This window comes from Janthinobacterium breve, from assembly GCF_051380895.1.
In the GTDB taxonomy this organism is placed as follows: Bacteria; Pseudomonadota; Gammaproteobacteria; order Burkholderiales; family Burkholderiaceae_D; genus Janthinobacterium.
In genome coordinates, this window is record NZ_JBNYXY010000010.1 from 319,122 (window position 1) to 343,473 (window position 24,352).

A 24,352-nucleotide genomic window follows, 5' to 3' on the forward strand; every position below is an offset into this window, starting at 1 on the left:
CCCTTCATGGCAATTAACATCATTCTGAACCTGCTCGTTGCGTTGACCGTCTTCGCCTTCATGTTCCACCAGCAACGCAAACACGCGACGTTTACCGTGCGCGTCTTCACGGGCCTGGGCCTGGGCGTGCTGCTGGGTGCGGCGGCGCAAGCGCTGTATGGCGCCGGCTCGCCCATCATCGCGGGCACCAATGAATACATCGACATCGTCGGCAGCGGCTATGTGAAACTGCTGCAAATGATCATCATGCCGCTGATCATGGTCTCCATCATTTCCGCCATTTTAAAACTCAAGGATGCGAGTTCCCTGGGCAAGATCAGCGCGCTGACCATCGGCACCCTGCTCATCACCACCACGATCGCCGCCGCGCTGGGCATTTTGATGGCCAAGCTGTTCGGCCTGACGGCCGTGGGCCTGACGTCGAGCGCCGCCGAAGTGGCGCGCGGCGTGCAGCTGCAAGGTTCGCTGGAAACGGCGAAAGCCCTGTCGCTGCCCAAACTGCTGGTCAGCTTCGTGCCGACCAACCCCTTCCTCGACATGACGGGCGCGCGCAAGACGTCGACCATCGCCGTGGTGGTGTTCTCCATCTTCATCGGCATCTCGGCCACGGGCATCGCCGCGAAAAAGCCGGAAATCTTCGCTTCTTTCGAAAACTTCATGAAAGTGGCGCACGCCATCGTCATGCGCATGGTCACCCTGGTGCTGCGCCTGACGCCGTACGGCGTGTTCGCGCTGATGTTTGAAGTGGTGGCCTCGTCGAGCTACACGGACATCTTGAAACTGATCAACTTCGTCGTCGCCTCGTACAGCGCGCTGATACTGATGTTCCTGGTGCACCTGGCCATCATCGCCGGCGTGGGCCTGAACCCGCTGCGCTTCGTGAAAAAAGTCTTCCCCGTGCTGGCTTTCGCCTTCACCTCGCGCACCAGCGCCGGTTCGATCCCGATGAGCGTGCAGACGCAAACCCAGCGCCTGGGCACGCCGGAAGGCATCGCCAACTTCGCCGCCTCGTTCGGCTCGACCATCGGTCAGAACGGCTGCGCCGGCATCTATCCGGCCATGCTGGCCGTGATGATCGCCCCTACCGTCGGCGTCGACCCGTTCACCGTCAGCTTCCTGCTGCCCTTGCTCGCCATCATCACCATCGGTTCCGTCGGTGTGGCCGGCGTGGGCGGCGGCGCCACGTTTGCCGCCCTGATCGTGCTGTCGGCCATGGACTTGCCCGTCGCCCTGGCCGGCTTGCTGATCTCCGTCGAACCACTGATCGACATGGGCCGCACGGCATTGAACGTGAGCGGCTCGATCACGGCCGGCACCGTCACCAGCCGGGTCATGGGCGAGACCGACCTGGCCGTCTACAACAGCGACGACGCGCCCGATCTGGACGAGGCGGAGCACGCAGCTTAAGGCGGCCCGCACCGGCGCGCCGCGCCTTGCCGCTTTCGTCTATATTGACACATAATCAATACAGAGGAAGGCGCAAGGCGATGGAGCAGAAATGGCCGCAGCAAATCTGGATCGTGCGTCACGGCCAAAGCGCCGGCAACGTGGCGCGCGATGCCGCCGAAGCGGAAAAACAGCTGTTGATCGCCATCGCCGAGCGCGATGTCGACGTCCCCCTCTCCGACTTGGGCGGGCGCCAGGCGCAAGCCCTGGGCGACTGGTTCGCCACCCTGCCCCCTGAACAACAACCGACCGTCGTGCTGTACTCGCCCTACGTGCGGGCGCAGCAAACGGCGCAAGCCGTGCTGGCGCGCATCGACGCGGACAGCCTCACCTCCGTGGTGGCCGACGAGCGCCTGCGTGAAAAGGAGTTCGGCATCCTCGACCGCCTGACCGTGCACGGCATCGCCAGCAAATACCCGGAACTGCACGAACAGCGCCAGCATGTGGGCAAGTTTTATTTCCGCCCGCCGGGTGGCGAAAGCTGGTGCGACGTCATCCTGCGCCTGCGCAGCGTGCTCGATACCATCACCCGCGAATACCGGGGCGAACGGGTGCTGATCGTCGGCCACCAGGTCATCGTCAATTGCTTCCGCTACCTGCTGGAACGCTGCGACGAGCAGGCCATCCTGGCCATCGACAAGGCCGCCGACGTACCCAATTGCGGCGTCACCTCGTACGCTTTTAATCCCGCCCTCGGCAGGTACGGCAAGCTGCAGCTGGACCTGTGCAACTTCGTCGCGCCGCTGGAAGCGGCGGGCACACCCGTCACGGCCCAGCCCGACATGCCGGCCGCGCCGAAATCCTGATACTTCGCGGGGGCATGCATGGACGCTATCGACATCACGCCTTCCCTGCTGCGCTGATGGCGGCATAAAAACAACAGCATAAGCATATCCAGAAAGAATCGTTAGCGCGCACCGCCGCCTCCCTTAAGCTCATGGCAACTGTTTCCGTACTAACACTAATTGAGCCCAAAGGACACCGCCGTGCATCCGCGCCACTTCTATCCTGTATCTGCCACTCCCGCCACGCCGCTGCGCGCCATCGTCCTGGCCTGCGCCATGCTGGGGGCACCGTCCGCCTGGGCACAAGATGCGCAAGCCACCGCCGGCGCAGGCACCAGCGCTGAAACGGCCACCGCCAGCATCGACCAGGTCACCGTCGTCGGCTCGCGCGCGCGCAACCGCACCGTCTTCGACAGCAGCGTGCCCATCGACCGCTTCGGCACGCGCGAAGTGAGCAATGCGCTGTCGACAGGCGACGTGGGCGCGGCCCTGCAAAACCTGTCGCCCTCGATCAACTTCCCCCGTATCGAGTCGAGCGGCGCGTCGGACTCCGTGCGCGGCATCCAGTTGCGGGGACTGGCGCCCGACCAGGTGCTGGTGCTGATCAACGGCAAGCGCCGCCACACGAGCGCCGTGCTCGACACGGAAAGCAGCTTTGCCGGCACCGTGCCGGTCGACATCAATGCCATTCCGCCGAACGCCATCGATCACATCGAAATCCTGCGCGATGGCGCGGGCGCCCAGTACGGCAGCGACGCCGTGGCGGGCGTGATCAACATTGTGCTGAAAAAAGCCCGCACGGGCGGCGCCGCCTCCGTCAGCTATGGAGCCAACCACACGCATTTCGACCCGACCGATCAAACCCTGACGGATGGCCAGACCGTCATCGTCAACGCCGACTATGGCGTGCCGCTGGGCGAGGCCGGCTACTTCCGCTTCGGCGCGGAAACGCGGCGCCGCTCGCCCACGGAACGGGCCGGTCCCAGCGACGCGGGCTGGACCTCCTACAACTTCACGCCAGCCGACCAGGCGCTCGACGGCAAGGTGCTGTTCAAGTCAGGCGACTCGCGCCAGCGCAACAACTATTTGTTCTACAACACCCAGCTCACCCTCGCCAACGGCCTGGACCTGTACTCGTTTGCCACCTTGAACGAGCGCAAATCCGACGGCAGCGCCTACTTCCGCTATCCGGGCGACCCGTCCAACGTACTGTCCCTGTATCCGAACGGCTACCGCCCCGTCACCAACGGCGACAAGCGCGACCTCAGTATCGTGGCCGGCGTAAGCGGCAGCGCGGGCGAATGGAACTGGGACGCCAGCGCGCGCCACGGCAGCGATCGCTTTGACTATGGCGTCAGCCACTCCGTCAACGCCTCGCTGGGCGCTGCCAGCCCCACGCGTTTCAACTTGGCCGGCTTCGACTTCCGCCAGAACGCCTTGAACGTCGATGCCACGCGCAGCATCGACATCGGCTTGCCCGCGCCTTTGAGCCTGGCGGTGGGCGCCGAATGGATGCGCGAAACCTACACCAGCTCGGCCGGCGACCCCGCCTCGTATGCGGCCGGCAGTTTCACCGATGCACCGCCGGGTGCGCAGGCGGGGCCAGGCTTGCGGCCATCCGACGCCTATGACGGCAGCCGGCAAATCCGCTCCGTGTATGCGGACGTGGAAAGCGATCTCACGCCACGCCTGCTGGTGGGCGCCGCCGCCCGCTATTCCGACTACAGCGACTTCGGCAGCGCCAGCACGGGCAAGCTGTCCACGCGCTATAAAGTGACGGAGCATTTCCTCGTGCGCGGTTCGCTGTCGAACAGCTTCCGCGCGCCGGCCCTCGTGCAGACGGGTTTCCGCTTTGCCACGTTAAACTTCAACGCCGATGGCACGGCCCTGCAAACCGCGGCCCTGCTGCCGGCCAGCGACCCGCTGGCACGCAACTTTGGCGCACAACAGCTGAAACCGGAAAAGTCGACCAACCTGTCCCTGGGCCTGGCCTGGAAACCGGCCGCCGCCACCAGCGTGACGGTGGACGCCTACGTGATCCGCATCCGCGACCGCATCACGCGCTCTAGCGACTTGCAAAGCGACGCCGTCACCGCCTACCTGGCCGCCAATGGCCGCAGTGACATCCAGTCCGTGGCGTACCTGGCCAACCTGCTCGACACGCGTACAAAAGGCCTGGACGTGGTGCTGAATCATGACCTGGCCTTCACGTCAGGCAAGCTGAACCTGAACGCGGCACTGAACCTGAACAAGACCAGTCTCGACAAGGTGCGCCAGAGTTCCGCTGCGCTGACCAATATCGATCCCAGTCTGACCTTGCTGACGGAGACGAGTTTGTTCCGCATCAAACATGCGTCACCCACCAGCAAATTGATCCTCGGTGCCGACTGGCAAGCGGCCGGCTGGGGCGTGCAGGCGCGCGCCACGCGCTTCGGCGAGTTGAAAGATTTTTCGTATGACAGCGATGCGCCCTTGATCGACGGCATTCCCGCGCAACGCTTCGGCGCCGTCTGGTCGCTGGACCTGGAAGGCCAATTGAAACTGAGCAAGCAGCTGACGGTTAGCGTGGGTGGCAACAATATCCTCGACCGTTACCCGCAGCGCGTGCGCCAGACGAATAACGCCACGTATGGCGGCGCCCAGCCCTACAATTTCATCAACCCCATCGGCGTCAATGGCGCGTATTTCTACGCCAAGCTCAACTACACGTTCTAACACGGATAAGGATAAATCATGATCATCAAACGCATCTCCCACCTCGTCGCCGGCGCCTGCCTGAGCGCCCTCCTGCTGTCCAGCGCCCAGGCTGCCGCACCGCTGGTGCTGATGACGGACTTCGGCACGGCCGACGGCGCCGTGTCCGCCATGCATGGCGTCGCCTATGGCGTCGACCCCAAACTCACCATCTCGGACCTCACGCACCAGATTCCCGACTACGACATCTGGCTGGGCGCCTACCGCTTGTACCAGACAGCCAATTACTGGCCACAAGGCACGGTGTTTGTTTCCGTCATCGATCCGGGCGTGGGGACCAACCGCAAGTCGGTGGTGCTGAAAACCAAGGGTGGACGCTACTTCGTGGGGCCGGACAACGGCCTGTTCACCCTGATCGCCGAGCGCGACGGCGTGGCCGAACTGCGCGAAATCGATGAAAAGGTCAACCGCCTGGCTGGATCAGGCGAGTCCTACACCTTCCATGGCCGCGACGTGTACGCCTACGTGGGTGCGCGCCTGGCGTCGGGCGCCATCAGCTATGAACAGGTGGGTCCGCAATTGCCGAGCGAATCCGTGGTCAAGATTGCCTATCAAAAACCTGTGCACGATGGCAATACCATCCGGGGCATCGTGCCCGTGCTCGACGTCAAGTATGGCAATGTGTGGACGAATATCCCGAAATCCCTGCTCGACGAATTGCAGGTGAAACTGCATGACCCGCTACAAGTGCGCATTTTGCACAAGGGCAAGCAAGTGGCCAAGGTCACGGCGCCATTCGAGCACACGTTTGGCGGCGTCGCCAAGGGCAAACCCCTGGTCTACCTGAACAGCCTGCTCGACGTGGCCGTGGCCATCAGCCAGGGGGACTTTGCCGCCAAACACCACGTCGAGTCGGGCGTGGATTGGGAAGTGGAAGTGAGCAAGGCCCCTGCCGCCAAATAAACCCTTCGTTCGCGGCCAGGACACCCGGTCCTGGCCCATCTGACCATATCCCCGCCACCTGCCACGCCGAGTACGGGCACCGGCGCGGGAACGCCCCCGCCGCCGCGCAGCAGCTAAGTACGGCTAAGTCCAGGCAAAAAAAAGAGCCTTCCGCAGAAGACTCTTGAAATACCACGGCGCAGCGCAAGCTGGCCTTGGCCCGGTATTACTTTTGCAGGCTGACCGACGCTGCTTTCGGCGTGCGGCGTCCCATCAGGAACAGCACGGCCTTTTTCAGCATGCGATAGACGAAGCGCACCAGCAGCAAGGTCAGCACGCACTCGATCAAGGTCAGGATCAGGGCCACGGCCACGGGCATGCGCGCGGCGCGGCGGTGGAACTTGGCTACGGCGCCATCGCGGGCGATTTCGATGCTGTCATAGAAGGTCGGCACCACCAGCAGGGTCAAAATCGTCGAGGTGATGGTGCCGCCGATGATGGCGATCGCCAATGGACGGTAGAACTCGCCGCCCTCGCCCAGGCCCAGCGCCACGGGGAACATGCCGGCGATCAACGCAAACGTCGTCATCAGGATGGGACGCAAACGCATGCGGCCCGCATACATCAGCGCGTCTTCGCGGCCATGCCCTTCTTCCTCGCGCTTGCGCGCCGCATCGAGCAGCAGGATGGCGTTCTTGGCGACCAGGCCCATCAGCATGATGATGCCGATAAAGCTCATCAGGTTGAGGGTATTGTTGGTGATCACCAGCGCCACCACCACGCCGATCAGACTGAGCGGCAAGGACATCATCACGGCCACGGGCGCCGTGAAGGAACCAAACTGCATGACCAGGATCAAATACATCAGGCCGATACCCATCACCAGCGCGATCAGCATTTCCGTGAACAGCTCTTGCTGATCCTGGCCGGCACCACCGAGCGCCAGGCCGTAGCCGGGCGGGAAGTCGATGGAATTGGCCAGCTTCATGGCATCGCTCGTCACTTCGCCATTCGAGCGGCCTTGCGCATTGGCCGATACGGTAATCGTGCGCTTGCCATTCTTGTGCTCGATGCCGGACGGACCCTTCCCCATGGTAATGGTGGCGATCTGGTCGAGCGGCACCATTTGCGATGTGCCCGTCACGCTGATCGGCAGGCGCTCGATGTTTTCCGACGCCACGCGGTCATCAGGATGCAGGCGTACGGCCACGTCGCGCGTTTCGCCCGTCGGATCGACCCAGTCGCCCACTTCCACGCCCGCGAACGCCACGCGCAACGATTGCGCCGCATCATTGACGGAAATACCCATCGAGTTGGCCAGGCCACGGTTGAGCTCGATCTGCAGCTCATTCTTCGGATCTTGCTCGGACAGGCCCACGTCGACGGCACCGGGAATGGCGCGCAGCTTGTCCATGTAGGCGTTGGTAATTTCCATGAGTTTACGCGAATCGGGACCCGTGAATTCCACCTGGATGGGTTTTTGCGAACCGTTGCTCAAGTCATCCTGCACCACGTATTCGGCGCCCACCAGGCGCGACATCTTCTCGCGCAGCTCGACGGCGATTTCCTTGGCCGAGCGCTTGCGGGTGTTGCGCTTGCCGATGTCGACATACACGCGTCCGCCACCGGCATTGATGGAGCTGTTGGTATCCTTGGTTTCAGGCAAGGACCGCGCCAGCACGGCCGCCGCTTCCAGTTTCAAACGTGAATACTCGATGCTGCTCGACGATGGCGTGCGTACATTGATCATCAAGTTGCCCGAATCGGATGCCGGCAAGAAACTCGTGCCGCCATGTGTTGCGTGCAGGACGATGGCACCCACCAGGCTGCCGAAGGCGATGACGGCCATCCAGCGGCGGTGATGCAGGGCCCAGGCAATCACGCGGCCGTAGCGGTCGGCCTGATGGTCGAACCAGTGGTTGAATTTCTCCAGCACGCGACCAATACCCTTTTTCGGCGCCGAGTGTTCGTCAACCGGGTCGCCCCAGTAGGCCGACAGCATGGGGTCGAGCGTAAACGAGATGCCCAGGCTGACGAGCACCGAGCACGTCACCGTCAAGGCAAACGGACGGAACCATTCGCCAGAGATACCCGGCATGAAGGCCACGGGAATGAAGACGGCGATGATGGAGAAAGTCGTGGCGGCCACGGCCATGCCGATCTCGGCCGTACCTTCCAGCGCGGCCGTGCGGCGGTCCTTGCCCATCTGCATGTGGCGCACGATGTTTTCGCGCACCACGATGGCGTCATCGATCAGCACGCCGATGGCCAGCGACAGGCCCAGCAAAGTCATGAAGTTCAGGGTAAAGCCGCACAGCCACACGGCAATGAAGGCGGCAATCACGGACGTCGGCAGGCTCAGCGCAGTGATCAGCGTCGAACGCCAGGAGTTCAGGAAGGCGTAGACGACGAAAATCGTCAGCACGGCGCCCAGGACCAGCGATTCGATCACATTGTTCAGGCTATGCTGGGCGTTTTCGCCGCCGTCGCGCGTCACTTGCAGGATCGTGCCTTTCGGCAAGGTCTTGTTGATTTCCGCCACCATGTCGCGGATCTTGTTGGCCACGCTGACGGTGGAGGCGTCGCGCACGCGGGTAATTGAAATGCCCACGTTGGGCTTGCCGCTGCGCATGCTCAGGCTGTTAATTTCGGCAAAGCCATCCTCGATGGTGGCCACTTGCGCCAGGCGCACGATTTCCTCGCCGCGGCGCTTGATCACCACTTTCTCGAAATCGGCCGGCGACTCGATGCGGCCCACCAGGCGGATGCTTTTCTCGTCCAGGGTGCCGCGCACCTTGCCCACCGGCGCATTCGTGTTCTGGTTGCGCAAGGCGGTCACGACATCGCTGACGGACACATTGTATTCACGCAACTTTTCCGCCCGCAGCAGCACGGACAGTTCGCGCTTCAGCGAACCACCCACGTTGACCAGCGCCACGCCATCAACAGTGCGGAAGCGGTCCGACAGCACGTCTTCGGCCAGGCGCGAAATTTCCGCGTGGCTTTGCGTATTCGACGACAGCGCCAACTGCATGATCGGTTCGGCGGCCGGGTCGATGCGCTGCAAGATAGGCTCGCGCATTTCCGTCGGCAACTTGTAGCGCACGGCGGCAATCGCATTGCGGATATTGTCGGACGCCTCGATCAGGTTGGTATTGAAGGAGAACTTCAGGAAGATGCTGGCCGAACCTTCATTCGAGTCGCTGTTGACTTCGGTTACGCCGGAAATGCTTTGCAGCGACTTTTCCAGTCGGTTCACCACTTCGCGCTCGACCGTATCGGGCGATGCGCCAGGGTAAGGGATGCTGACGACGATGAAGGGCACTTCGACGTCGGGATTCTGGTTGACGCGCAGTTTCTTGAGCGCCAGCAAACCGACGCACATCATTGCCAGGATCAGGACGATGGTGGCGGTGGGCCGCTTGATACTGAAATCGGAAAGGAACATGGCTTAGTTTCCTTTACCGGCAACGGCGGTGCTGCTGCTGGCCATGGCGGCCGCTGGCACGGCCTTGCCGGCCGTCAATTCCACTTTCTGCCCATCCTTGAAGGTCGAGCCAGGCGTGCGCAGCACGGTGTCGCCGCTGGCCAGGCCGCTTTGCACTTCCCACTGACCCGTGCGCACGTCGCGCGCGCCGATGTGCAGCGTGACTTTATGCAAAGCCTTGTCCTTGACTTTCCACGTATACGTGACGTCGCCCGCCTTCACCAGGGCCGAGTCGGGTATCATCAGCGCGCTGATGCTGTCCGTCTCGATGCGCCCTTCCGCATACAGGCCCGCCACTCTTGGCTGTTCCTTGTCGTTGAAATCGACCAGCACGGCCACCTGGCGCGTGACGGCGTTGGCGGCAGGATCGACGCGGCGCACCTTGCCCGCGAAATCCTGGCCTGGATAACCATTGATGCGGAACAATACGGGCTGGCCCACCTTGACAACGCCAATCTTGTCAGCCGACACCAGACCTTCGAGGCGCATGCTGGTCGGATCGATGACCTTGATCAATTCCTTGCCGATTTGCGCCGTATCGCCATTCGATACCTTGCGCTCGCTCACGATGCCGTCGAACGGCGCGCGCACGAGAGTGCGCTGCAACTGCTGGCGCGCCTGGGCAGCGCGGCTCTTCGCGGCGGACAAATCGCTTTGCGCATTGTTGCGGCGGATTTCCGCGTCTTCCAGCGCCTGCGTCGACGTCATGCCCGAAGCGCGCAGGGTTTTCATGCGCTGGAACATGCGTTCGGACTGTTCCAGCACCTGGCTGGCGGCGCGGCTGGCTTCCTCGGCCGAATTGAGGCTGTCGCGGATGGATGTTTCGTCCAGGCGCACCAGCACGTCGCCCCGCTTGACGGCTTCGCCGTTTTCCTTCATGACCTGGATCACCACGGCCGACACTTCGGCACGCAAGTCCGCGTTGCGCTCGGGCTGCACGGAACCGGTGATGACGGGCCCCGACGCCAGCGCATTGCTTTGTATGGTCAGCAGGTCTTCCGGGGAGACCAGCAAATTGACGGCGGCGCCCGCCTGTTCCTTGGCGCCCTTGCCAGCGCCTTTGCCAGGATCTTTGGACTCTTTGCCACAGGCGGCCAGGGCAGAAGCAATTGCCAGAACAAACAGGGTTTTGCGCAACATGGGTAATTCTCCGGATAGATAGGACCACGACCGTCCCGGCGGCCCGGATAGGGCTGCAGGCGATAGCAGGCATTTATTTTTATTAAAACCACAAGCGCCAAAGTATCCATGAGCACATCCGGGCATGTCAATCGGCGGTTTCCTGTAATGCTTTAATCAATGGATGAAACGTAGTTTTTACGCCCTGAAACGCAAAACCCCGCCGTGAAGCGGGGTTTTGCGTTTCAGGGGAAAGGACGCTTAGCGGGCAAAAATGGTGTTGATCAGGAAACCGATGGCCACGCCCGTGCACAGGCCGCCGGCGATTTCCACCAGGGTATGGCCCATGCGCTCGCGCAAGGTCTTGTGCGCGGCGCTGGCCGCTTCCCCGGCCAGGCGGTTGATGGCCGCCGCCTGCTTGCCCACGTGCTGGCGCAGGCTGTTGGCGTCGATGATGACGATGAAGGCCAACGTCACAGCCACGCCGAAGGCCGGGTGGCCTATGCCTTCGCGCAGGGCGATCAGGGTTGCCATGCTGGAAACGACGGCGCTGTGGTTGCTGGGAAAGCCGCCATTGCCGACCAGGCCGAACGCCCATTGCCGCGTGCGGACACTGTTAATCAGGAATTTGATCGGTCCGACCAGGATCCAGGCGATCAGGGGCGTGACGAGGTAAGCGATATCCACGGGGTATTCCTTCTTATATGTATAGAGTGTGTCAGGGGTAGCGGCAGCCGGATGGGCGCGCCGCAATTATCGCAGATCATCCGCGCCAGCAGAACTGTCTGTCGTCAGCCTATAAAACGCCGCCCCCGGCGGCAACTAATATAAAATCATGGCATATACAACAATTGACGTATATCAACACAGAGTGCGGCGCGCACAGCGGCACGGATAATCAAACGTCTTTCACACTTGCAACGGGGTCCTCATGCGGCATTTCAGAATTTCCTTTTTAGTCACTTTTATCCTGATGGCGGTGTCGGGCTGGTGGGGTTACAGCCATGGCGGCATGCCGGGCATGATCCAGGCGCTTTGGATCACGGGCGTTCTGGGCGTCATGGAAGTGTCGCTGTCGTTTGACAATGCCGTGGTGAATGCCTCGGTCTTGCGTCACTGGAATGCATTCTGGCAAAAACTGTTCCTCACGGTGGGTATTCTCGTCGCCGTCTTCGGCATGCGGCTGTTGTTCCCGCTGGTCATCGTTTCGGTCGCCACGGGCCTGGGCCTGGTCGACGTGTGGACCATGGCTACCACCACGCCGGACGTGTATGCCAAGCACCTGACGGACAACCATGCGCAAGTGGCGGCTTTCGGCGGCGCCTTTTTGTTGCTGGTGTTCCTGAACTTCCTGTTCGACGACGAGAAGGAATTGCACTGGCTGGGCTGGGCTGAGGAAAAAGTCAACGCGCTGGGCACCGAAGGCCTGGCCGTGCTGATCACCATGGGCGCCGTGGCCGCCTGCGTGGCGATGGGCCCTGCGGAAGAAAAATACAGCGTGCTCGCTTCGGGCGTCGTCGGCATCGCCGTCTACATCGGCGTGAACTGGATCAGCGGCTTGCTGGAAGAAGGCGAACCGGACTTGCAGGATGACGCGGAAGAAGGCGTCGCACCGGCGAAAAACGGCAATGGCGACCTGGTGAAAACGGTGGCGCGCGGCAGCATCGGCGGCTTCCTGTACCTGGAAGTACTCGACGCCTCGTTCAGCTTTGACGGCGTGATCGGCGCCTTTGCCATCACCAACGACGTCGTCATCATCATGCTGGGCCTGGCCATCGGCGCCATGTTCGTGCGCTCGATGACGGTCTTCCTGGTGCACAAGGGTACCCTGGACGAATTCGTCTACCTGGAGCACGGCGCCCATTATGCGATCGGCATCCTGGCCTTGATCATGCTGGCGTCCGTCAAGTACCATATTCCGGAGTGGTTTACGGGCCTGTCGGGCGTGGCCTTCATCCTGGTCTCGCTGTGGTCGTCCTTGCGTTATCGCAAACGGCACGCGGCACAAGCTTGAAATCGGGGGTTCCGCCCCCAATTGAGAGAGTAATGGCACGAGCGCCTTGCGCTCATCCCATGAAGGCATGTTTGAGTTATTTACTGAAAAGGAGCACCACATGGCAATCAGCTTGCAAAAAGGCGGCAACGTCAACCTGAGCAAGGAAGCACCGAACCTGAAGAAGATCATCGTCGGCCTCGGCTGGGATCCTCGTTCGACCGACGGCGCCACCTTCGACCTTGACGGCAGTGCTTTCCTCCTGAAAAACGACGGCAAAGTCCGTGGCGACTCTGACTTTATCTTCTACAACAACCTGAAGTCGACCGACGGTTCCGTCGTGCACACGGGCGACAACACCACGGGCGAAGGCGAAGGCGACGATGAGCGCATCGAAATCGACCTGACCCGCGTGCCGGCCGATATCGACCGCATCAGCATCACCGTCACCATTCACGACGCCGACGCGCGCCGCCAGAACTTCGGCATGGTTTCGAAAGCCTTCATCCGCTGCCTGAACGCGGAAGGCGAAAAAGAAATCGCCCGCTACGACCTGTCCGAAGACAGTTCGACGGAAACGGCGATGATCTTTGGCGAAATCTACCGCTACAACGGCGAATGGAAGTTCAAGGCGATCGGCCAGGGCTTCAACGGCGGCCTGGGCCCTCTGGCCCGTTCGTTCGGTGTGAATGCCTAAACGTTTTATGCGCTAAACACAGCCGCCTGGACGTACTCAGGCGGCTTTTTTTTGGAGATTTATCATGCCAGTATTTAGTGTCACGGGCGACGTCGATCCCTTCCTCCACGTCAGCATGAAACAGGGCGAAACCATCTATTGCGAATCCGATGCGATGGTGATGATGGAAACGGCGCTGGACTTGAAAGGCAAGATGACGGGCGGCTTGGGCAGCGCCATCATGCGCCGCTTCGCGAATGGCGAATCGTTCTTCCAGCAGCACATCGAAGCGGTGCGCGGCAGCGGCGACTGCCTGCTCTCGCCCACCCTGCCGGGCGCCATCGAAGTGGTCGACGTGGGCGCGCGCCAGTACCTGCTCAACGACGGCGCCTTTGTCGCCGCCACTGCGGGCACGGAAATGAAGGTGCGCACACAAAGCATCGGCAACGCGCTGTTCGCCCAGTCGGGCGGCTTCTTCGTCATGGAGACGGCCGGCACGGGGCAGGTGGTGGTGTCGGGCTTCGGCTCCATGTTCCAGCTCGACGTCGAGCCGGGCAAGGATGTCGTGATCGACAATTCCCACGTGGTCTGCTGGGACAATAGCCTGAAATACGAGATTTCCGTGACCACGGGCGGCGGCGCCAGCGGCGGCGGCATCGGCGGTTTCCTCGGCAATATCGTCAACAGCGTGACCAGCGGCGAAGGCATCGTGCTGCGCTTTTCCGGTTCCGGCAAGGTCTTTATCTGCTCGCGCAACCGCGATGCGTTCCTGAAATGGACAGCCACCGGCAAGGCCGGCTGATCCCCTCTCCCTAAGGCCAGGTTAAGTTTTTCTGGCTACACTGCCCGCGCGCGCACCTGCGCGCGGCTTCCCCTATTTCCACCCGGTCCCCGTACATGCAAAGAGTCTGGTTCAACAAAACGTTTTCCTCGGTCGGCACGGCCATGCGCCTGATCCGCGAGGCCGATATGGCCGCCACAGGCGGCCAGCCGCGCTATCACATCGTGTGCAGCAATACGAACGCGCATGCGGCGGCATTCTTGTCGGCCCACGAATTTGCGGTCGAACCGTCGGGACTGACGGGCCTCAATTATGTCGAGTGGTGCCTGGAATTTTGCCGCGACCGGAACATCACGATTTTCTGGCCCGGCAAGGAAGCTGGCCTGATTGGCAGCGCCAGCGCGCGCTTCGCCGCCATCGGCACGCGCGTGCTCAGCGTGGCCACCGAAGATGTACTGGACCTGATGCACGACAAGGCACGCTTCTGCGACGGCCTCGATCTGCCCATAGCGCGCCCGGCCGACTACCGCGCCGTCACGACCATCGAGGAATACGACGCCGCCTACGCCGAACTGCGCCCGTTGCACCGCAAGCTATGCATCAAGCCGTCCGAATCCGTGTATGCCCTGGGCTTTGCCATTCTCGATGAAGAGCGCAGCAGCGCCCAGCTGTTGCTGGCCGGCGCCGCCTACCAGATCAATGCGCAGGAGCTGCGCAGCGGCCTGGCGCAGATGGAAACATTCAAGACCCTGCTGCTGATGGAATACCTTGACGGCCACGAATACAGCGCCGACTGCGTCGCCGATCAAGGCAAGCTCATTTGCGCCGTGCCGCGCAAGAAGCTGCACGGGGGCGGCAGCGGCCAGCTGATCGAGCTGCGCGACGACTTGCTGGCAGCCTGCGACAAACTGGCGCGCGACTACCGCCTGAATGGCGTCTTCAACATCCAGTTCCGCGAAGGCGCCAACGGCCTGGCCTTGTTGGAGATTAACCCGCGCATGTCGGGCGGCATTGGCATGGCGTGCGCGGCCGGCCCCAACCTGCCTTACCTGGCGCTGGCCGGCTTCGACCAGGGCTATGACAAGCTCACCGTGCCCGCCATCCGTGCAGGCATGCGCGTGGGCGAAGCCGCCTACGCCGTGGAGCTGCCATGAATATCGTCAAGAAGCAGATGCCGACGGGCGAACTGACCCTGAAGGTGGACGAGGCGCGCTTTCCGCTGGACTGGCTGATCGGCTTTGCCGCGCGCGCCAACGCCAAGCGCGGCTTCCTGTTCCTGTCCAAGGTGCTGGGCAAGCACTGGCCCGTCACGCCGCGCGCCATGGAAGCCATCCACGACGACCTGGCCGCGCAAATTCCTCCCAGCCTGCCCGGCCCCGTGGTCTTCATCGCCATGGCGGAAACGGCCGTCGGCCTGGGCCAGGGCGTGTTCGAAGCGTGGCTGCGCGCCAACCCGAATGGCAAGGCGCTGTTTTTGCACAGCTCGCGCTACCGCGTGGGCACGGTGCCCTTCTTCGAATTCGAGGAATCGCACAGCCATGCGCCGCGCCAGTTTCTGCATTTGTCCGACGCGGCCAGCGCCCTGTTTTCCACGGCGCGCAGCCTGGTGCTGATCGACGATGAAGCGTCGACGGGCAACACCTTCGCCAACCTGGTGCAAGTGTGCCGCGCGCGCTATCCGCAACTGGAGAAGCTGCACCTGGGCGTGATCACCAATTTCATGGGCCAGGCCGCCAACGCGGGCCTCACGCAGCGTTTCGGCCTGCCCACCAGCGTCGGCGCGGCACTGTCCGGACACTACGCCTTCCAGGCCGGCGATGCGCCGGCACCCGTGGCGGCCAGCGCGCAACGCTTCGAAGCGAATGCGGAACGGGGCGCCAGCCCCGCCTTTGGCCGTATCGGCGTAGGCCGTGCCTTGAACCCGCCGCAAGGCCTGGCGGTGCAGCTGGCGCAGGAAATCGGCGCTGGCGACTCCGTGCTGGTGCTGGGCACGGGCGAATTCATGCATCCGTCGTTTTTGCTGGCGCGCGAGCTCGAAGCACTGGGCAAGAACGTGGTGGTGCAATCGACCACGCGCTCGCCGATCCTGTCGTGGGGCTCCGTCGGCCATATCGTCCGCTGCGACGACAATTACGGCGAAGGCATCGCCAATTACCTGTACAACGTGGCGCCTGGCCAGTACCAGCACGTTTTCATCTGCCATGAAACTCCGGCCAGCCCGGCCCTCATGCAACTCGCCGGCCAATTGAATGGCCGCCTGTTCCACTTTCAGTCAGAGACCAAAATTGAAGAAATTCCTGTTTGTTGACCTGGACGACACACTGTTCCAGACCCCGAAAAAATGCCCGGGCGAGACCGACCTGCAAGCAGCCGCGTATCTGAAAAATGGCGACGCCTGCTCGTTTACGACGGCGCGCCAGCGCGCCTTCTTTGCGTTTGCGCAAAGCGGCATGACCCTGATTCCCGCCACGGCGAGGAATGGCGACGCCTTCCGCCGGGTCGACCTGCCGTTTACCAGCTATAGCGTGCTCGATTACGGCGGCATCGTGCTGCAGCCGGGCGGCGCGCTCGACGCGGGCTGGCTGGCCCTGATGCAGAACGACATGCAGACGGCGCTGCCTGGCCTGCAGGACGCCATGCGCATCATCGACGATTTCCAGAGCAAGGAGGGCATGCCCTCGCGCGCGCGCCTGATCGAGGATTACAACACGCCGTTCTACATCGTCGTCAAGGACCACGAAGCGCGCGGCGAACGCCTGGCCGACATCGAAGAACAAGTGCTGCAGCAGTGGATCGCGACAGAAGGCGCCGACTACTTCATCCACCGCAACGGCAACAACCTGGCCGTGCTGCCGAAGACCCTGAACAAGGCGCGCGCCGTGGCCTACCTGCGCGCGGAGCTGGAAGCCGAACATGGACCCATTCTCAGCTTCGGCATGGGCGACAGCCGTTCGGACGCGCGCTTCATGGCCGAATGCGACTACGCCATCATCCCCAACGGCACCCAGCTGGCGGCACTCACGGTGGCGGCGCTATGACCGAAGGCACGCAGCATTTCAGCGGCAGCTACCGTCAGGAAGACGTGGAATTCCTGCTCACGCCGATGGCGCTCGAACCCATCCTCGACCTGGCCGAAAAGGAGCGTTTGATCCAGTCCGGCCAGCGCCACTACAGCGAAATGCTGTCGCCCGAATCCCTGCCCTCGCCCGCCTACCTGGCGCTGTTCCAGAGCGCGTTTGCCGCCAACCGCCTGCAGATGGCGCGCGACTGCCTGCGCCTGGCGGCCCTGATTGCGGCACGCCGCACTGGGCCCATCACCTTGGTCTCGCTGGCGCGCGCCGGCACGCCCGTGGGCGTCATCCTCGGTCATTTGCTGCGCCAGGTCTTCCAGCGCGCATGCAGCCATTATTCAGTCTCCATCATCCGCGACCGCGGCATCGATGCGAACGCCCTCAAGCACATCCTGGCGCAGGGTCATGCTGACGCCTCCATCGTCTTCGTCGACGGCTGGACGGGCAAGGGCGTGATTTCGCGCGAATTGCGCCAGACGGTCAATGATTTCAATGCGGCGCAGGGCACGGCCATCGACGGCGGCTTGTTCGTGCTGTCCGACCTGGCCGGCACGGCCGCCTGCGCCGCGTCATCGGGCGACTACCTGATCCCGTCGAGCATTTTGAACGCCACCGTCTCGGGCCTGGTCAGCCGCTCCGTGCTCAATGACAGCATCGGCCCCGAAGATTTCCACGGCTGCGTGTACTACGCGCAGTTCGAGCAGCACGATCAGTCGCGCGATTTCGCCGACGGCCTGGTGGCCGACGCCATGGCGATTGCCGCCAGCAGCGGCATCCCGCTGGCTGAGGCGAGCAATGCGCCAGCCATGGCGGCCCGCTCGCAAGCCTACATGGCCGATGCGCAGGAGAAATACGGCATCGGCGACATCAACCTGATCAAGCCGGGCATCGGCGAGGCGACGCGCGTGCTGCTGCGCCGCGTGCCCGAGCGCCTGATCGTGCGCGACACGAATGCGCCGGACGTGGCACATTTGCTGCTTCTTGCGCAGGAAAAAGCCATACCCGTCACCGTAGAACCGGCGCTGCCTTACCAGGCGGTCGCCCTTATCAGGAGCGCAGTCGATGGATAACAACTCCCTACACCCGCAAAGTGAACACAAGGCGGCGCTGGGCGCCTCCATGTACGTGCCGACCACGCACAAGGACTTGCTGGCGATCGCCAATGGCGACAAATTCAGCCATTTACGCTCGGTGATCCTGTGCACCGAGGACGCCATCGCCGAGCGCGATCTCAGCTACGCGCTGTTCAACCTGTCGCTGGCGCTGCAAAACATGGGCGCCGAATCGGATACCTTGCGCTTCGTGCGCGTGCGCAATCTCGAGGTGCTGGCGCGCGTGCTGGGCATGCCCGGCGCCGAGAAATTGAGCGGCTTCGTGCTGCCCAAGTCTACCCGCCACAACTTCGCCGCGTATTTCGAGCTGGTGCGCCACACGCATCACTTGCTGATGCCGACCCTGGAAACGGCGGAAGTGTTCGACGACGAGGAAATGAAGCAGTTCCGCCTCATGCTGTCGGCGCCGGAAGTGCGTCGCCGCATCCTGGCGCTGCGCATCGGCGGCAACGATCTGTTGGCCCTGCTGGGCCTGCGCCGTCCCACCAGCGGCACCATCTACCAGACGCCGCTGGGGCAAGTCATCGGCCGCCTGGTCACCATCTTCAAGCCGCACGGCTTCCAGTTGACGGCGCCCGTCTTCGAGCACCTGTCGCAAGGCAGCTGGCTGGATGCCGAAGTGGCGCAGGACATGGCGCACGGCATGATCGCCAAGACTGCCATCCACCCGGACCAGGTGCCGCAGATCGAGCGCCACTACCAGGTGGCGCAGTCGGACATCGAACTGGCGCTGCGCATCATCGACCCGGACAGCCCAGCCGTGTTCCGCATGCAGGAATCGATGTGCGAAGTGGCGACCCACTCAAGCTGGGCGCAGCGCATCATCGAACAGGCGCGCCTGTTCGGTATCCGCCATGCGGCCGACGCGGCGCCGGCGCACCTATCGAATACCTCATTGACTCAACTATCAAGCGACGAAGGGATTGCACGACCATGACCAATTTCACACGCGGACAAAAAGGCAAACTGGCTGACCTGGGCTTGAACGGTCCCTTTGCCGTCACTCTCGATATCGCTTCCGGCTCGATGGAAGTGGACGTCAGCTGCTTCGGCGTCGACGCGGCAGGCAAGCTGTCGGACGACCGCTACATGGTGTTCTACAACCAGAAAAGCGCGCCGGACAACGCCGTCACGGTGGAGCTGAACGGCTCCCGTTCCACCTTCCAGCTGGACCTTGGCCGCCTGCCCGCCTCCATCGACAAGCTGGTGTTTACGGCAGCGACGGAACAGGGCAGCATGCGCGCGCTGGGCAACTCCAGCATGGCGCTGGGCCAGGCGGCCACGTTCGCCTTTTCCGGCACAGACTTCCAGGACGAGAAAGCCGTCATCATCGGCGAACTGTATCGCCGCGACGGCAGCTGGCGCTTCGGCGCCGTGGGCCAGGGCTTTGCGGGCGGCCTGGCGGCGCTGCTGAAACACTTTGGCGGCAGCGAAGCAGCGCAATCATCTCCTGCGCCGGCTCCCGTGCCTACGCCGGCGGCGCCGCCGGCGGCGAATAAAATCTCGCTGTCGAAAATTCGCCTGGAAAAGCGCGGCGACAAGATTTCGCTCGACAAGCGCGACAGCGGCGGCTATGGCCGCATCCGCGTCAACCTGAACTGGAACCAGAACGCCGCGCAAGGCCAGGCGCCCGCATCGAAACTGGACACGGGCTTCCTCGGCAAGCTGTTCAACAAGCCGGCCAGCCGCGCGGGCGGCATCGACCTCGATATCGGCTGCCTGTTCGAAATGAGCAATGGCAGCAAGAGCGCCGTGCAGGCGCTGGGCAACAGCTGGGGCGCCTATGACAGGCCGCCGTACATCCACCTGGAAGGCGACGACCGCACGGGCAGCGTCAGCAGCGGCGAAAACATCTTCATCAACGGCACCCATTTCGACCAGATCAAGCGCGTGCTCGTCTACGCCTTCATCTACGAAGGCGTGCCGAACTGGGCCGCAACGGATGGCGTGGTGACGATCGAGATTCCCGGCCAGCCTAGCGTGGAAGTACGCCTCGACACAGACAGCCAGCACGCCATGTGCGCCATCGCCATGCTGGAAAACCACGGCGGCAACCTGCAGGTAACAAAATTGGTGGAATACTTCGGCGGCCAAGGTAAAATCACGGCGCACCAGGCCATGGACGAGCGCTACAATTTTGGCTTGAACTGGAAAGCTGGCCGCAAGGACTGAGTGTACGTCTCCACTGGCGGAAGGCCGGGGTCAGACCCCGGGTTTTCTTCAATTTAACGATAAAAGTCAACATGACCCCTACGACCAAAAAAGTCACCTTCGCCTTCGTCATCTTCCTCGTGGCCGGCTTCCTGCTGCTGGCCGCCTACACCTGGATGGCTCTCAGCTTCTCGTACTCGGAAGGCGAACGGGCGGGCTACCTGCAAAAGTTCTCCAAGCGGGGCTGGATCTGCAAGACATGGGAGGGCGAATTGCTGCTGACGGCATTACCGGGCACCATCCCTGAAAAATTCCTGTTCAGCGTGCGCGACGAGGAAGTGGCGAAGCAATTGTCGGCCGCTGCCGGCAAGCGCATCCTCGTCACCTACAGCCAGCACAAGGGCGTGCCGACGCAGTGCTTCGGCGAGACCGAATATTTTGCCGATAAAGTCGTACTCAGCCAGTAACAAGACAGTAATACGACCGCAAGTCCAGCAATCCCGCGCCGGCCGGCCATACTCGCGCCGGCGCCATTCCCCTCCCCTGCAGCCACCGATCCCCTGCCAGCAAAAAATGCATGGCGCGGCTGGCGCGCCTCACACATTCTCACTTTCTTATACACTAGGGCAATTAGTTCTGACTGAGACATTTTACTAATGTAGTAAATGTGCATGATTATTGCGCTATCGCATGATGCCCAGCCAGCCGACCTTCAGCCTGCATCATCACCGGATTTTCATGCGCATCCACCATTCTGTCCTGGCCTTGCTGGCCCTCTCGCTTTCCCTGTCTATCCAGGCACAGGACCTGTCCGGCATGGCAGGCGCCCTGAAAGTCAGTTCGACCAATGAGCGCACCTTTGTCGCCGCCATCAGCTACACGCAGCCGGTGGGCAGCTACAACGCCGTCAGCCTGTCGTACATCAACGAAGGGCACCCGGAAGACCATCACCGCGACGGCATGGCGGGCCAGTTCTGGCTGCGCACGAAAAAAGTGGACCAGGGCCTGATGCTGGGCGCGGGCGTGGGCCGCTACTTCTTCTTCGACACGGCCAGGACCGACGACGGCCTGCACAACTTCGACAATGACCACGGCTGGGGTTCCATCGTCAGCCTGCAGGCGCGCTGGCAGTTCGACAACCGCTGGTATGCGCAAGCGCAAATCAACCGCATCAAGCCAGATGGCAAGGACAACACCACGCGCCGGCTACCGATATGACGGCGTGCCGGGCGCCAAGCTGCACCTGCAGAACTGGGCCCACGACGACACATTGACGCTATCGACGGGCCACACCATCGTCAACAGCTTGCGCTCGGAAAGCGCGCGCCCGTTCACCCTGGAATACCGGCGCGCGGCGGGAAAATACGTGGACTGGACCGTCACCGCCCTCGATGAAGGCAGCACGGCGCTGGCGCACTGGCGTGGCGTGGCCGCCCAGCTGTGGCTGATCCGTTCGCTCAATGAAAAGGTGGAATTCGGCATGGGTGGCGCAAGTGGCGTGGAACCACGTCGTGACGGATTACCACCGCGATGCGGATGTGTTGCTGGTGGGGGTGGGCAGGAAGTTTTAATGGAAATACAGACGCAACCCAAACCTGTGACTGGGGTCGGACCTTAAGGTCCGACCCCGGGTGTTATCGGGTTTTCAGGCCTTCAACGCGAACGCCAGACGGCTCCTGCTTCATTCGGCTGCGTCAAGCGCTCGATCACTTCGCGCGTCAGGCTGGCCGAGCTGACTTGTTCCGCTTTCGCGCGGGCGGCGCTCAAGGAGCTGGAAAAGACGGTTTGCGGTTGTTCCAGGCTGGCGCGCAGGGCCGCCAGTTCACGCTCTTGCTGCTGCGCGCGGGCCGTGTCCAGTTCCAGCAATTGCTGCCTGGCGGCGGCCATGGCAAGCGTCGTCTCGGCCGCCTTGCGCTGCAGGGCGGCGTGGGCCTGGGCACTGGCCAGCAAAACTTGCTGCGCGGCCAGCTTCTCGCTGGCCGCCTGCTGCGCCGCCCGTTCCAGCTGTTCGCGCTGGCGCATGGCGTCGAGCGCTTGCTGTTCCAGGGTGGCGCGCGTTTCAGCGGCCGCCGTCGCCTGCTTTTCCGCTTCCAGGCGGCCGGCGATGGCTTGCGAAGCGCGTTCTTCGGCACTGCTGGTCTGACGCTGCTGCACCAGTTTTTGCGCGATCAGGGCCAGCGACTCGCGTTCGGCAGCGACGAAATCGCGCTCGGACGCCAGCAGCGCATCGGCAGCTTGCGCCTTGTCTTCTTCCACGCGGGCGCGCTCGCTATGCACTTGCCCCAGTTCCACGGCCAGGCGCGCCTGCGCCTGCACGGCTTGCGCGGCAGCGGCTTTCTGTTCGCCTTCGACCAGCGCCTGATCCATCAGGATGCGGATAGCGTCGGCTTCCTTCTCCGCCGCTTCCAGCAAGGCCTGTTCCGCCGCGTGCTGGCCGCGCAGCAGTTCCGCTTGCGCGCCTTCGGCGGCGATGCGTTCCTGCGCCGCGTTGAACGCCAGCGCTTCCGCTTCCAGTTTCTCTTTCAATGCGACGATGGCCGCTTGTTCGGCGGCCAGGCGCTCCTGCTCGGCTTGCAGCAGCTGCTCTGCCTGCTGCGCTTTTTCCTGTGCCAATTGCGATGCCTGTGCCTGCGCGGCCAATGTAACCTTGCCGGCATCGACCTCGGCCTGCTCGGCGTCATTCTGGCTGGCGGCCAGTTCCGACGCCTGGCGCGCCAGATCGGCGCGTTCGTGCGCCAGGCTGGCGGCGCGCTGCTGCTCTTCCAGTTCGCGGGCTGCCGCCACGGCGGCTGCCTGCTCGGCCGCCTCGCGGGCCCTGGTTTCTTCGAGGGCTGCCGTTTCCGCCTCCAGCTTGGCGTGGCCGGCGATTTCCGCATCCTGTTCGGCGGCTACGCGGGCCAGCGCCACGGCGCGCAGCTGGCGGTCCACCTCGATGCGCGCTTCGGTGGCGGCAAGGATGCGCACGTCGGCATCCCGGCGCGCCTGCGCGCTGGCGACTGCGACCATTTCCAGGCGCTCGCGGTGGATGGCCGCGTCGCGCAATTCCTTTTCTGTCTGCAGGCGCAAACGCAGGGATTGCGCCGCATGGCGTTCCGATTCCGCCTGCGCCAGGGCGATGGCTTCACGTTCCTGCTCCAGGTGCGCCAGCGCGCGCGCTTCTTCCAGGGCGCGCACTTCGGCGGCGGCGCGGTTGAAGGCCGATTCCAGCGCGATCTGGTCGGCACGCTCGCGCTGCACCGTCAAGTCCAGCGCTTCGCTTTCCGCTTCGGCCAGCATCTGCGCCGTCTGACGCGCACCATGGGCATGACGCTCGCGTTCACGCGCCAGCACGGCGACTCTGGCATCAGCCGAGGCGATGCCCACCATTTCGTCCTTGGCCGCCTGCACGGCGGCGACGCGCTCGACGGCCTGCAGGCGTGCCTGCTCCGTCTGCACCTGCAATTCGTCGGCGGCGCGGGCGGCTTGCTCGGCCAGCTCCGACTGCACGGCCACTTGCTCGGTGGCGCGCAAGCGGCTTTCCTGCTCGGCGCGCGAACGCTGTTCAGCGGCCAGGCGGATGGCATTGTCGGACTCCACGCGGGCGCGCAGTTCGGCCGTCTCCTGCCTGACCGCTTCCAGGCGGGCCACGCTGGCTTGCGCGGCGGCGCGCATGGTATCGAGACGTTCGCGGTTGGCGGCGATCGCTTCTTCGGCCGCCTGCGCATTCTGCTGCGCGGCGGCGGCGGCGGCGGCGTCGATGGCGGCGCGGTCCTCGGCCAGCGAGCGCACGCGCGCCTCGGCCAGCGCGCGGCTTTCGGCGGCGCAGGTGGCCTTCGCCTCCGCTTCCACGCGGGCAATCGCCTCGTGGATCGCCTTCAATTCCATTTTCTGGCGTTCGGCAGCCGGCGCCTTGCTGTCGGTTTCCGCTGCCGGCTCGGCTTGCGGCTCGGGCATCAGGGCGGCAGGGACAGGTGCGGGTGCAGGTGCGTCAGCCTTGCGCTCCAGGTCCTTGAAATCATGCAGCGAGACCATGCTGTCCTGGTCGAACTCGTCGTCGGCCGAATAGGCGACGGTGAGGGAAACGGCCTGGCGCTGATTTTGCTGTGCTTGCATGAT

The 24,352-nt window shown here is 63.2% G+C and carries 20 protein-coding genes; 16 read left to right on the top strand and 4 right to left on the bottom strand.

The features are described from left to right. Positions 1–6: 6 nt before the first annotated feature. The 4 genes from ACQ4W0_RS21890 (at position 7) to ACQ4W0_RS21905 (ending at position 5,888) form a co-directional block, all read left to right on the top strand. Positions 7–1,407, top strand: coding sequence for an L-cystine transporter (locus ACQ4W0_RS21890; RefSeq protein WP_436578665.1), 1,401 nt, complete (start codon positions 7–9; stop codon positions 1,405–1,407). 80 nt (positions 1,408–1,487) lie between these two features. Further along, positions 1,488–2,252: a histidine phosphatase family protein gene (locus ACQ4W0_RS21895; RefSeq protein ID WP_436578666.1), complete on the top strand. Its 765-nt coding sequence runs from the start codon at positions 1,488–1,490 to the stop codon at positions 2,250–2,252. Between the two features lie 180 nt (positions 2,253–2,432). Then, entirely contained in the window at positions 2,433–4,946 is a 2,514-nt protein-coding gene (locus tag ACQ4W0_RS21900) for a TonB-dependent receptor plug domain-containing protein (protein ID WP_436578667.1), read from the top strand. An 18-nt stretch (positions 4,947–4,964) separates the two neighbouring features. After that, entirely contained in the window at positions 4,965–5,888 is a 924-nt protein-coding gene (locus ACQ4W0_RS21905) for an SAM hydrolase/SAM-dependent halogenase family protein (protein ID WP_436578668.1), read from the top strand. Between the two features lie 205 nt (positions 5,889–6,093). Here the strand turns inward: ACQ4W0_RS21905 and ACQ4W0_RS21910 are convergent, their stop codons facing one another. From ACQ4W0_RS21910 to ACQ4W0_RS21920, 3 genes are all read right to left on the bottom strand, one after another. Then, complete coding sequence (locus ACQ4W0_RS21910; protein ID WP_436578669.1) at positions 6,094–9,315, bottom strand: efflux RND transporter permease subunit; 3,222 nt, start codon at positions 9,313–9,315, stop codon at positions 6,094–6,096. Between the two features lie 3 nt (positions 9,316–9,318). Then, positions 9,319–10,494 (bottom strand): efflux RND transporter periplasmic adaptor subunit, encoded by a 1,176-nt coding sequence (locus ACQ4W0_RS21915; protein ID WP_436578670.1) that lies wholly within the window; start codon positions 10,492–10,494, stop codon positions 9,319–9,321. Between the two features lie 240 nt (positions 10,495–10,734). Further along, positions 10,735–11,160: a divergent PAP2 family protein gene (locus ACQ4W0_RS21920; RefSeq protein WP_436578671.1), complete on the bottom strand. Its 426-nt coding sequence runs from the start codon at positions 11,158–11,160 to the stop codon at positions 10,735–10,737. Positions 11,161–11,404: 244 nt separating this feature from the next. On the opposite strand from ACQ4W0_RS21920, the gene ACQ4W0_RS21925 reads away from it, so the two are divergent. The 12 genes from ACQ4W0_RS21925 to ACQ4W0_RS21980 all read left to right on the top strand — a co-directional run bounded on the left by ACQ4W0_RS21925 (position 11,405) and on the right by ACQ4W0_RS21980 (position 21,875). After that, positions 11,405–12,487, top strand: a complete 1,083-nt coding sequence (locus tag ACQ4W0_RS21925; protein WP_436578672.1) for a DUF475 domain-containing protein — start codon at positions 11,405–11,407, stop codon at positions 12,485–12,487. A 100-nt stretch (positions 12,488–12,587) separates the two neighbouring features. Next, positions 12,588–13,163: a TerD family protein gene (locus tag ACQ4W0_RS21930; protein ID WP_070290657.1), complete on the top strand. Its 576-nt coding sequence runs from the start codon at positions 12,588–12,590 to the stop codon at positions 13,161–13,163. Between the two features lie 64 nt (positions 13,164–13,227). Continuing rightward, the gene (locus ACQ4W0_RS21935; protein ID WP_436553792.1) at positions 13,228–13,944 is read left to right on the top strand and encodes a TIGR00266 family protein; all 717 of its coding nucleotides are present in this window, start codon (positions 13,228–13,230) and stop codon (positions 13,942–13,944) included. 95 nt (positions 13,945–14,039) lie between these two features. Then, positions 14,040–15,077, top strand: a complete 1,038-nt coding sequence (locus ACQ4W0_RS21940) for an ATP-grasp domain-containing protein (protein ID WP_436578673.1) — start codon at positions 14,040–14,042, stop codon at positions 15,075–15,077. Then, positions 15,074–16,231, top strand: a complete 1,158-nt coding sequence (locus ACQ4W0_RS21945) for a phosphoribosyltransferase domain-containing protein (protein ID WP_436578674.1) — start codon at positions 15,074–15,076, stop codon at positions 16,229–16,231. Before ACQ4W0_RS21940 ends, ACQ4W0_RS21945 begins: the two co-directional genes overlap by 4 nt. Then, the gene (locus tag ACQ4W0_RS21950) at positions 16,209–16,961 is read left to right on the top strand and encodes an HAD family hydrolase (protein ID WP_436578675.1); all 753 of its coding nucleotides are present in this window, start codon (positions 16,209–16,211) and stop codon (positions 16,959–16,961) included. Before ACQ4W0_RS21945 ends, ACQ4W0_RS21950 begins: the two co-directional genes overlap by 23 nt. After that, positions 16,958–18,064, top strand: a complete 1,107-nt coding sequence (locus ACQ4W0_RS21955; RefSeq protein ID WP_436578676.1) for a cysteine protease StiP family protein — start codon at positions 16,958–16,960, stop codon at positions 18,062–18,064. Before ACQ4W0_RS21950 ends, ACQ4W0_RS21955 begins: the two co-directional genes overlap by 4 nt. After that, a complete protein-coding gene (locus ACQ4W0_RS21960) occupies positions 18,057–19,043 on the top strand; it encodes an HpcH/HpaI aldolase/citrate lyase family protein (protein ID WP_436578677.1) in 987 nt (328 codons plus the stop codon). Before ACQ4W0_RS21955 ends, ACQ4W0_RS21960 begins: the two co-directional genes overlap by 8 nt. After that, positions 19,040–20,278 carry a TerD family protein gene (locus tag ACQ4W0_RS21965; RefSeq protein ID WP_436578678.1) on the top strand — a complete coding sequence of 413 codons (1,239 nt, stop codon included), beginning with the start codon at positions 19,040–19,042 and terminating at the stop codon, positions 20,276–20,278. Before ACQ4W0_RS21960 ends, ACQ4W0_RS21965 begins: the two co-directional genes overlap by 4 nt. Before the next feature lie 71 nt (positions 20,279–20,349). Continuing rightward, the gene (locus ACQ4W0_RS21970; protein ID WP_436578679.1) at positions 20,350–20,724 is read left to right on the top strand and encodes a DUF8785 domain-containing protein; all 375 of its coding nucleotides are present in this window, start codon (positions 20,350–20,352) and stop codon (positions 20,722–20,724) included. Positions 20,725–20,947: 223 nt separating this feature from the next. Continuing rightward, entirely contained in the window at positions 20,948–21,475 is a 528-nt protein-coding gene (locus ACQ4W0_RS21975; protein ID WP_436578680.1) for a hypothetical protein, read from the top strand. Then, the gene (locus tag ACQ4W0_RS21980) at positions 21,438–21,875 is read left to right on the top strand and encodes a hypothetical protein (RefSeq protein WP_436578681.1); all 438 of its coding nucleotides are present in this window, start codon (positions 21,438–21,440) and stop codon (positions 21,873–21,875) included. The genes ACQ4W0_RS21975 and ACQ4W0_RS21980 overlap by 38 nt, the downstream gene beginning before the upstream one ends. 35 nt (positions 21,876–21,910) lie before the next feature. Here ACQ4W0_RS21980 and ACQ4W0_RS21985 read toward each other — a convergent pair whose 3' ends face one another. Beyond that, the gene (locus ACQ4W0_RS21985) at positions 21,911–24,349 is read right to left on the bottom strand and encodes a coiled-coil domain-containing protein (RefSeq protein WP_436578682.1); all 2,439 of its coding nucleotides are present in this window, start codon (positions 24,347–24,349) and stop codon (positions 21,911–21,913) included. Positions 24,350–24,352: the final 3 nt, after the last annotated feature.

Coding starts and splice junctions, on each gene's coding strand:
- ACQ4W0_RS21905 (WP_436578668.1), top strand. CDS start 4,965: ATGATCATCAAACGCATCTCCCACCTCGTCGCCGGCGCCTGCCTGAGC.
- ACQ4W0_RS21945 (WP_436578674.1), top strand. CDS start 15,074: ATGAATATCGTCAAGAAGCAGATGCCGACGGGCGAACTGACCCTGAAG.
- ACQ4W0_RS21890 (WP_436578665.1), top strand. CDS start 7: ATGGCAATTAACATCATTCTGAACCTGCTCGTTGCGTTGACCGTCTTC.
- ACQ4W0_RS21980 (WP_436578681.1), top strand. CDS start 21,438: ATGGCAAGGACAACACCACGCGCCGGCTACCGATATGACGGCGTGCCG.
- ACQ4W0_RS21930 (WP_070290657.1), top strand. CDS start 12,588: ATGGCAATCAGCTTGCAAAAAGGCGGCAACGTCAACCTGAGCAAGGAA.
- ACQ4W0_RS21935 (WP_436553792.1), top strand. CDS start 13,228: ATGCCAGTATTTAGTGTCACGGGCGACGTCGATCCCTTCCTCCACGTC.
- ACQ4W0_RS21965 (WP_436578678.1), top strand. CDS start 19,040: ATGACCAATTTCACACGCGGACAAAAAGGCAAACTGGCTGACCTGGGC.
- ACQ4W0_RS21970 (WP_436578679.1), top strand. CDS start 20,350: ATGACCCCTACGACCAAAAAAGTCACCTTCGCCTTCGTCATCTTCCTC.
- ACQ4W0_RS21915 (WP_436578670.1), bottom strand. CDS start 10,494: ATGTTGCGCAAAACCCTGTTTGTTCTGGCAATTGCTTCTGCCCTGGCC.
- ACQ4W0_RS21910 (WP_436578669.1), bottom strand. CDS start 9,315: ATGTTCCTTTCCGATTTCAGTATCAAGCGGCCCACCGCCACCATCGTC.
- ACQ4W0_RS21925 (WP_436578672.1), top strand. CDS start 11,405: ATGCGGCATTTCAGAATTTCCTTTTTAGTCACTTTTATCCTGATGGCG.
- ACQ4W0_RS21960 (WP_436578677.1), top strand. CDS start 18,057: ATGGATAACAACTCCCTACACCCGCAAAGTGAACACAAGGCGGCGCTG.
- ACQ4W0_RS21975 (WP_436578680.1), top strand. CDS start 20,948: ATGATGCCCAGCCAGCCGACCTTCAGCCTGCATCATCACCGGATTTTC.
- ACQ4W0_RS21955 (WP_436578676.1), top strand. CDS start 16,958: ATGACCGAAGGCACGCAGCATTTCAGCGGCAGCTACCGTCAGGAAGAC.
- ACQ4W0_RS21895 (WP_436578666.1), top strand. CDS start 1,488: ATGGAGCAGAAATGGCCGCAGCAAATCTGGATCGTGCGTCACGGCCAA.
- ACQ4W0_RS21985 (WP_436578682.1), bottom strand. CDS start 24,349: ATGCAAGCACAGCAAAATCAGCGCCAGGCCGTTTCCCTCACCGTCGCC.
- ACQ4W0_RS21940 (WP_436578673.1), top strand. CDS start 14,040: ATGCAAAGAGTCTGGTTCAACAAAACGTTTTCCTCGGTCGGCACGGCC.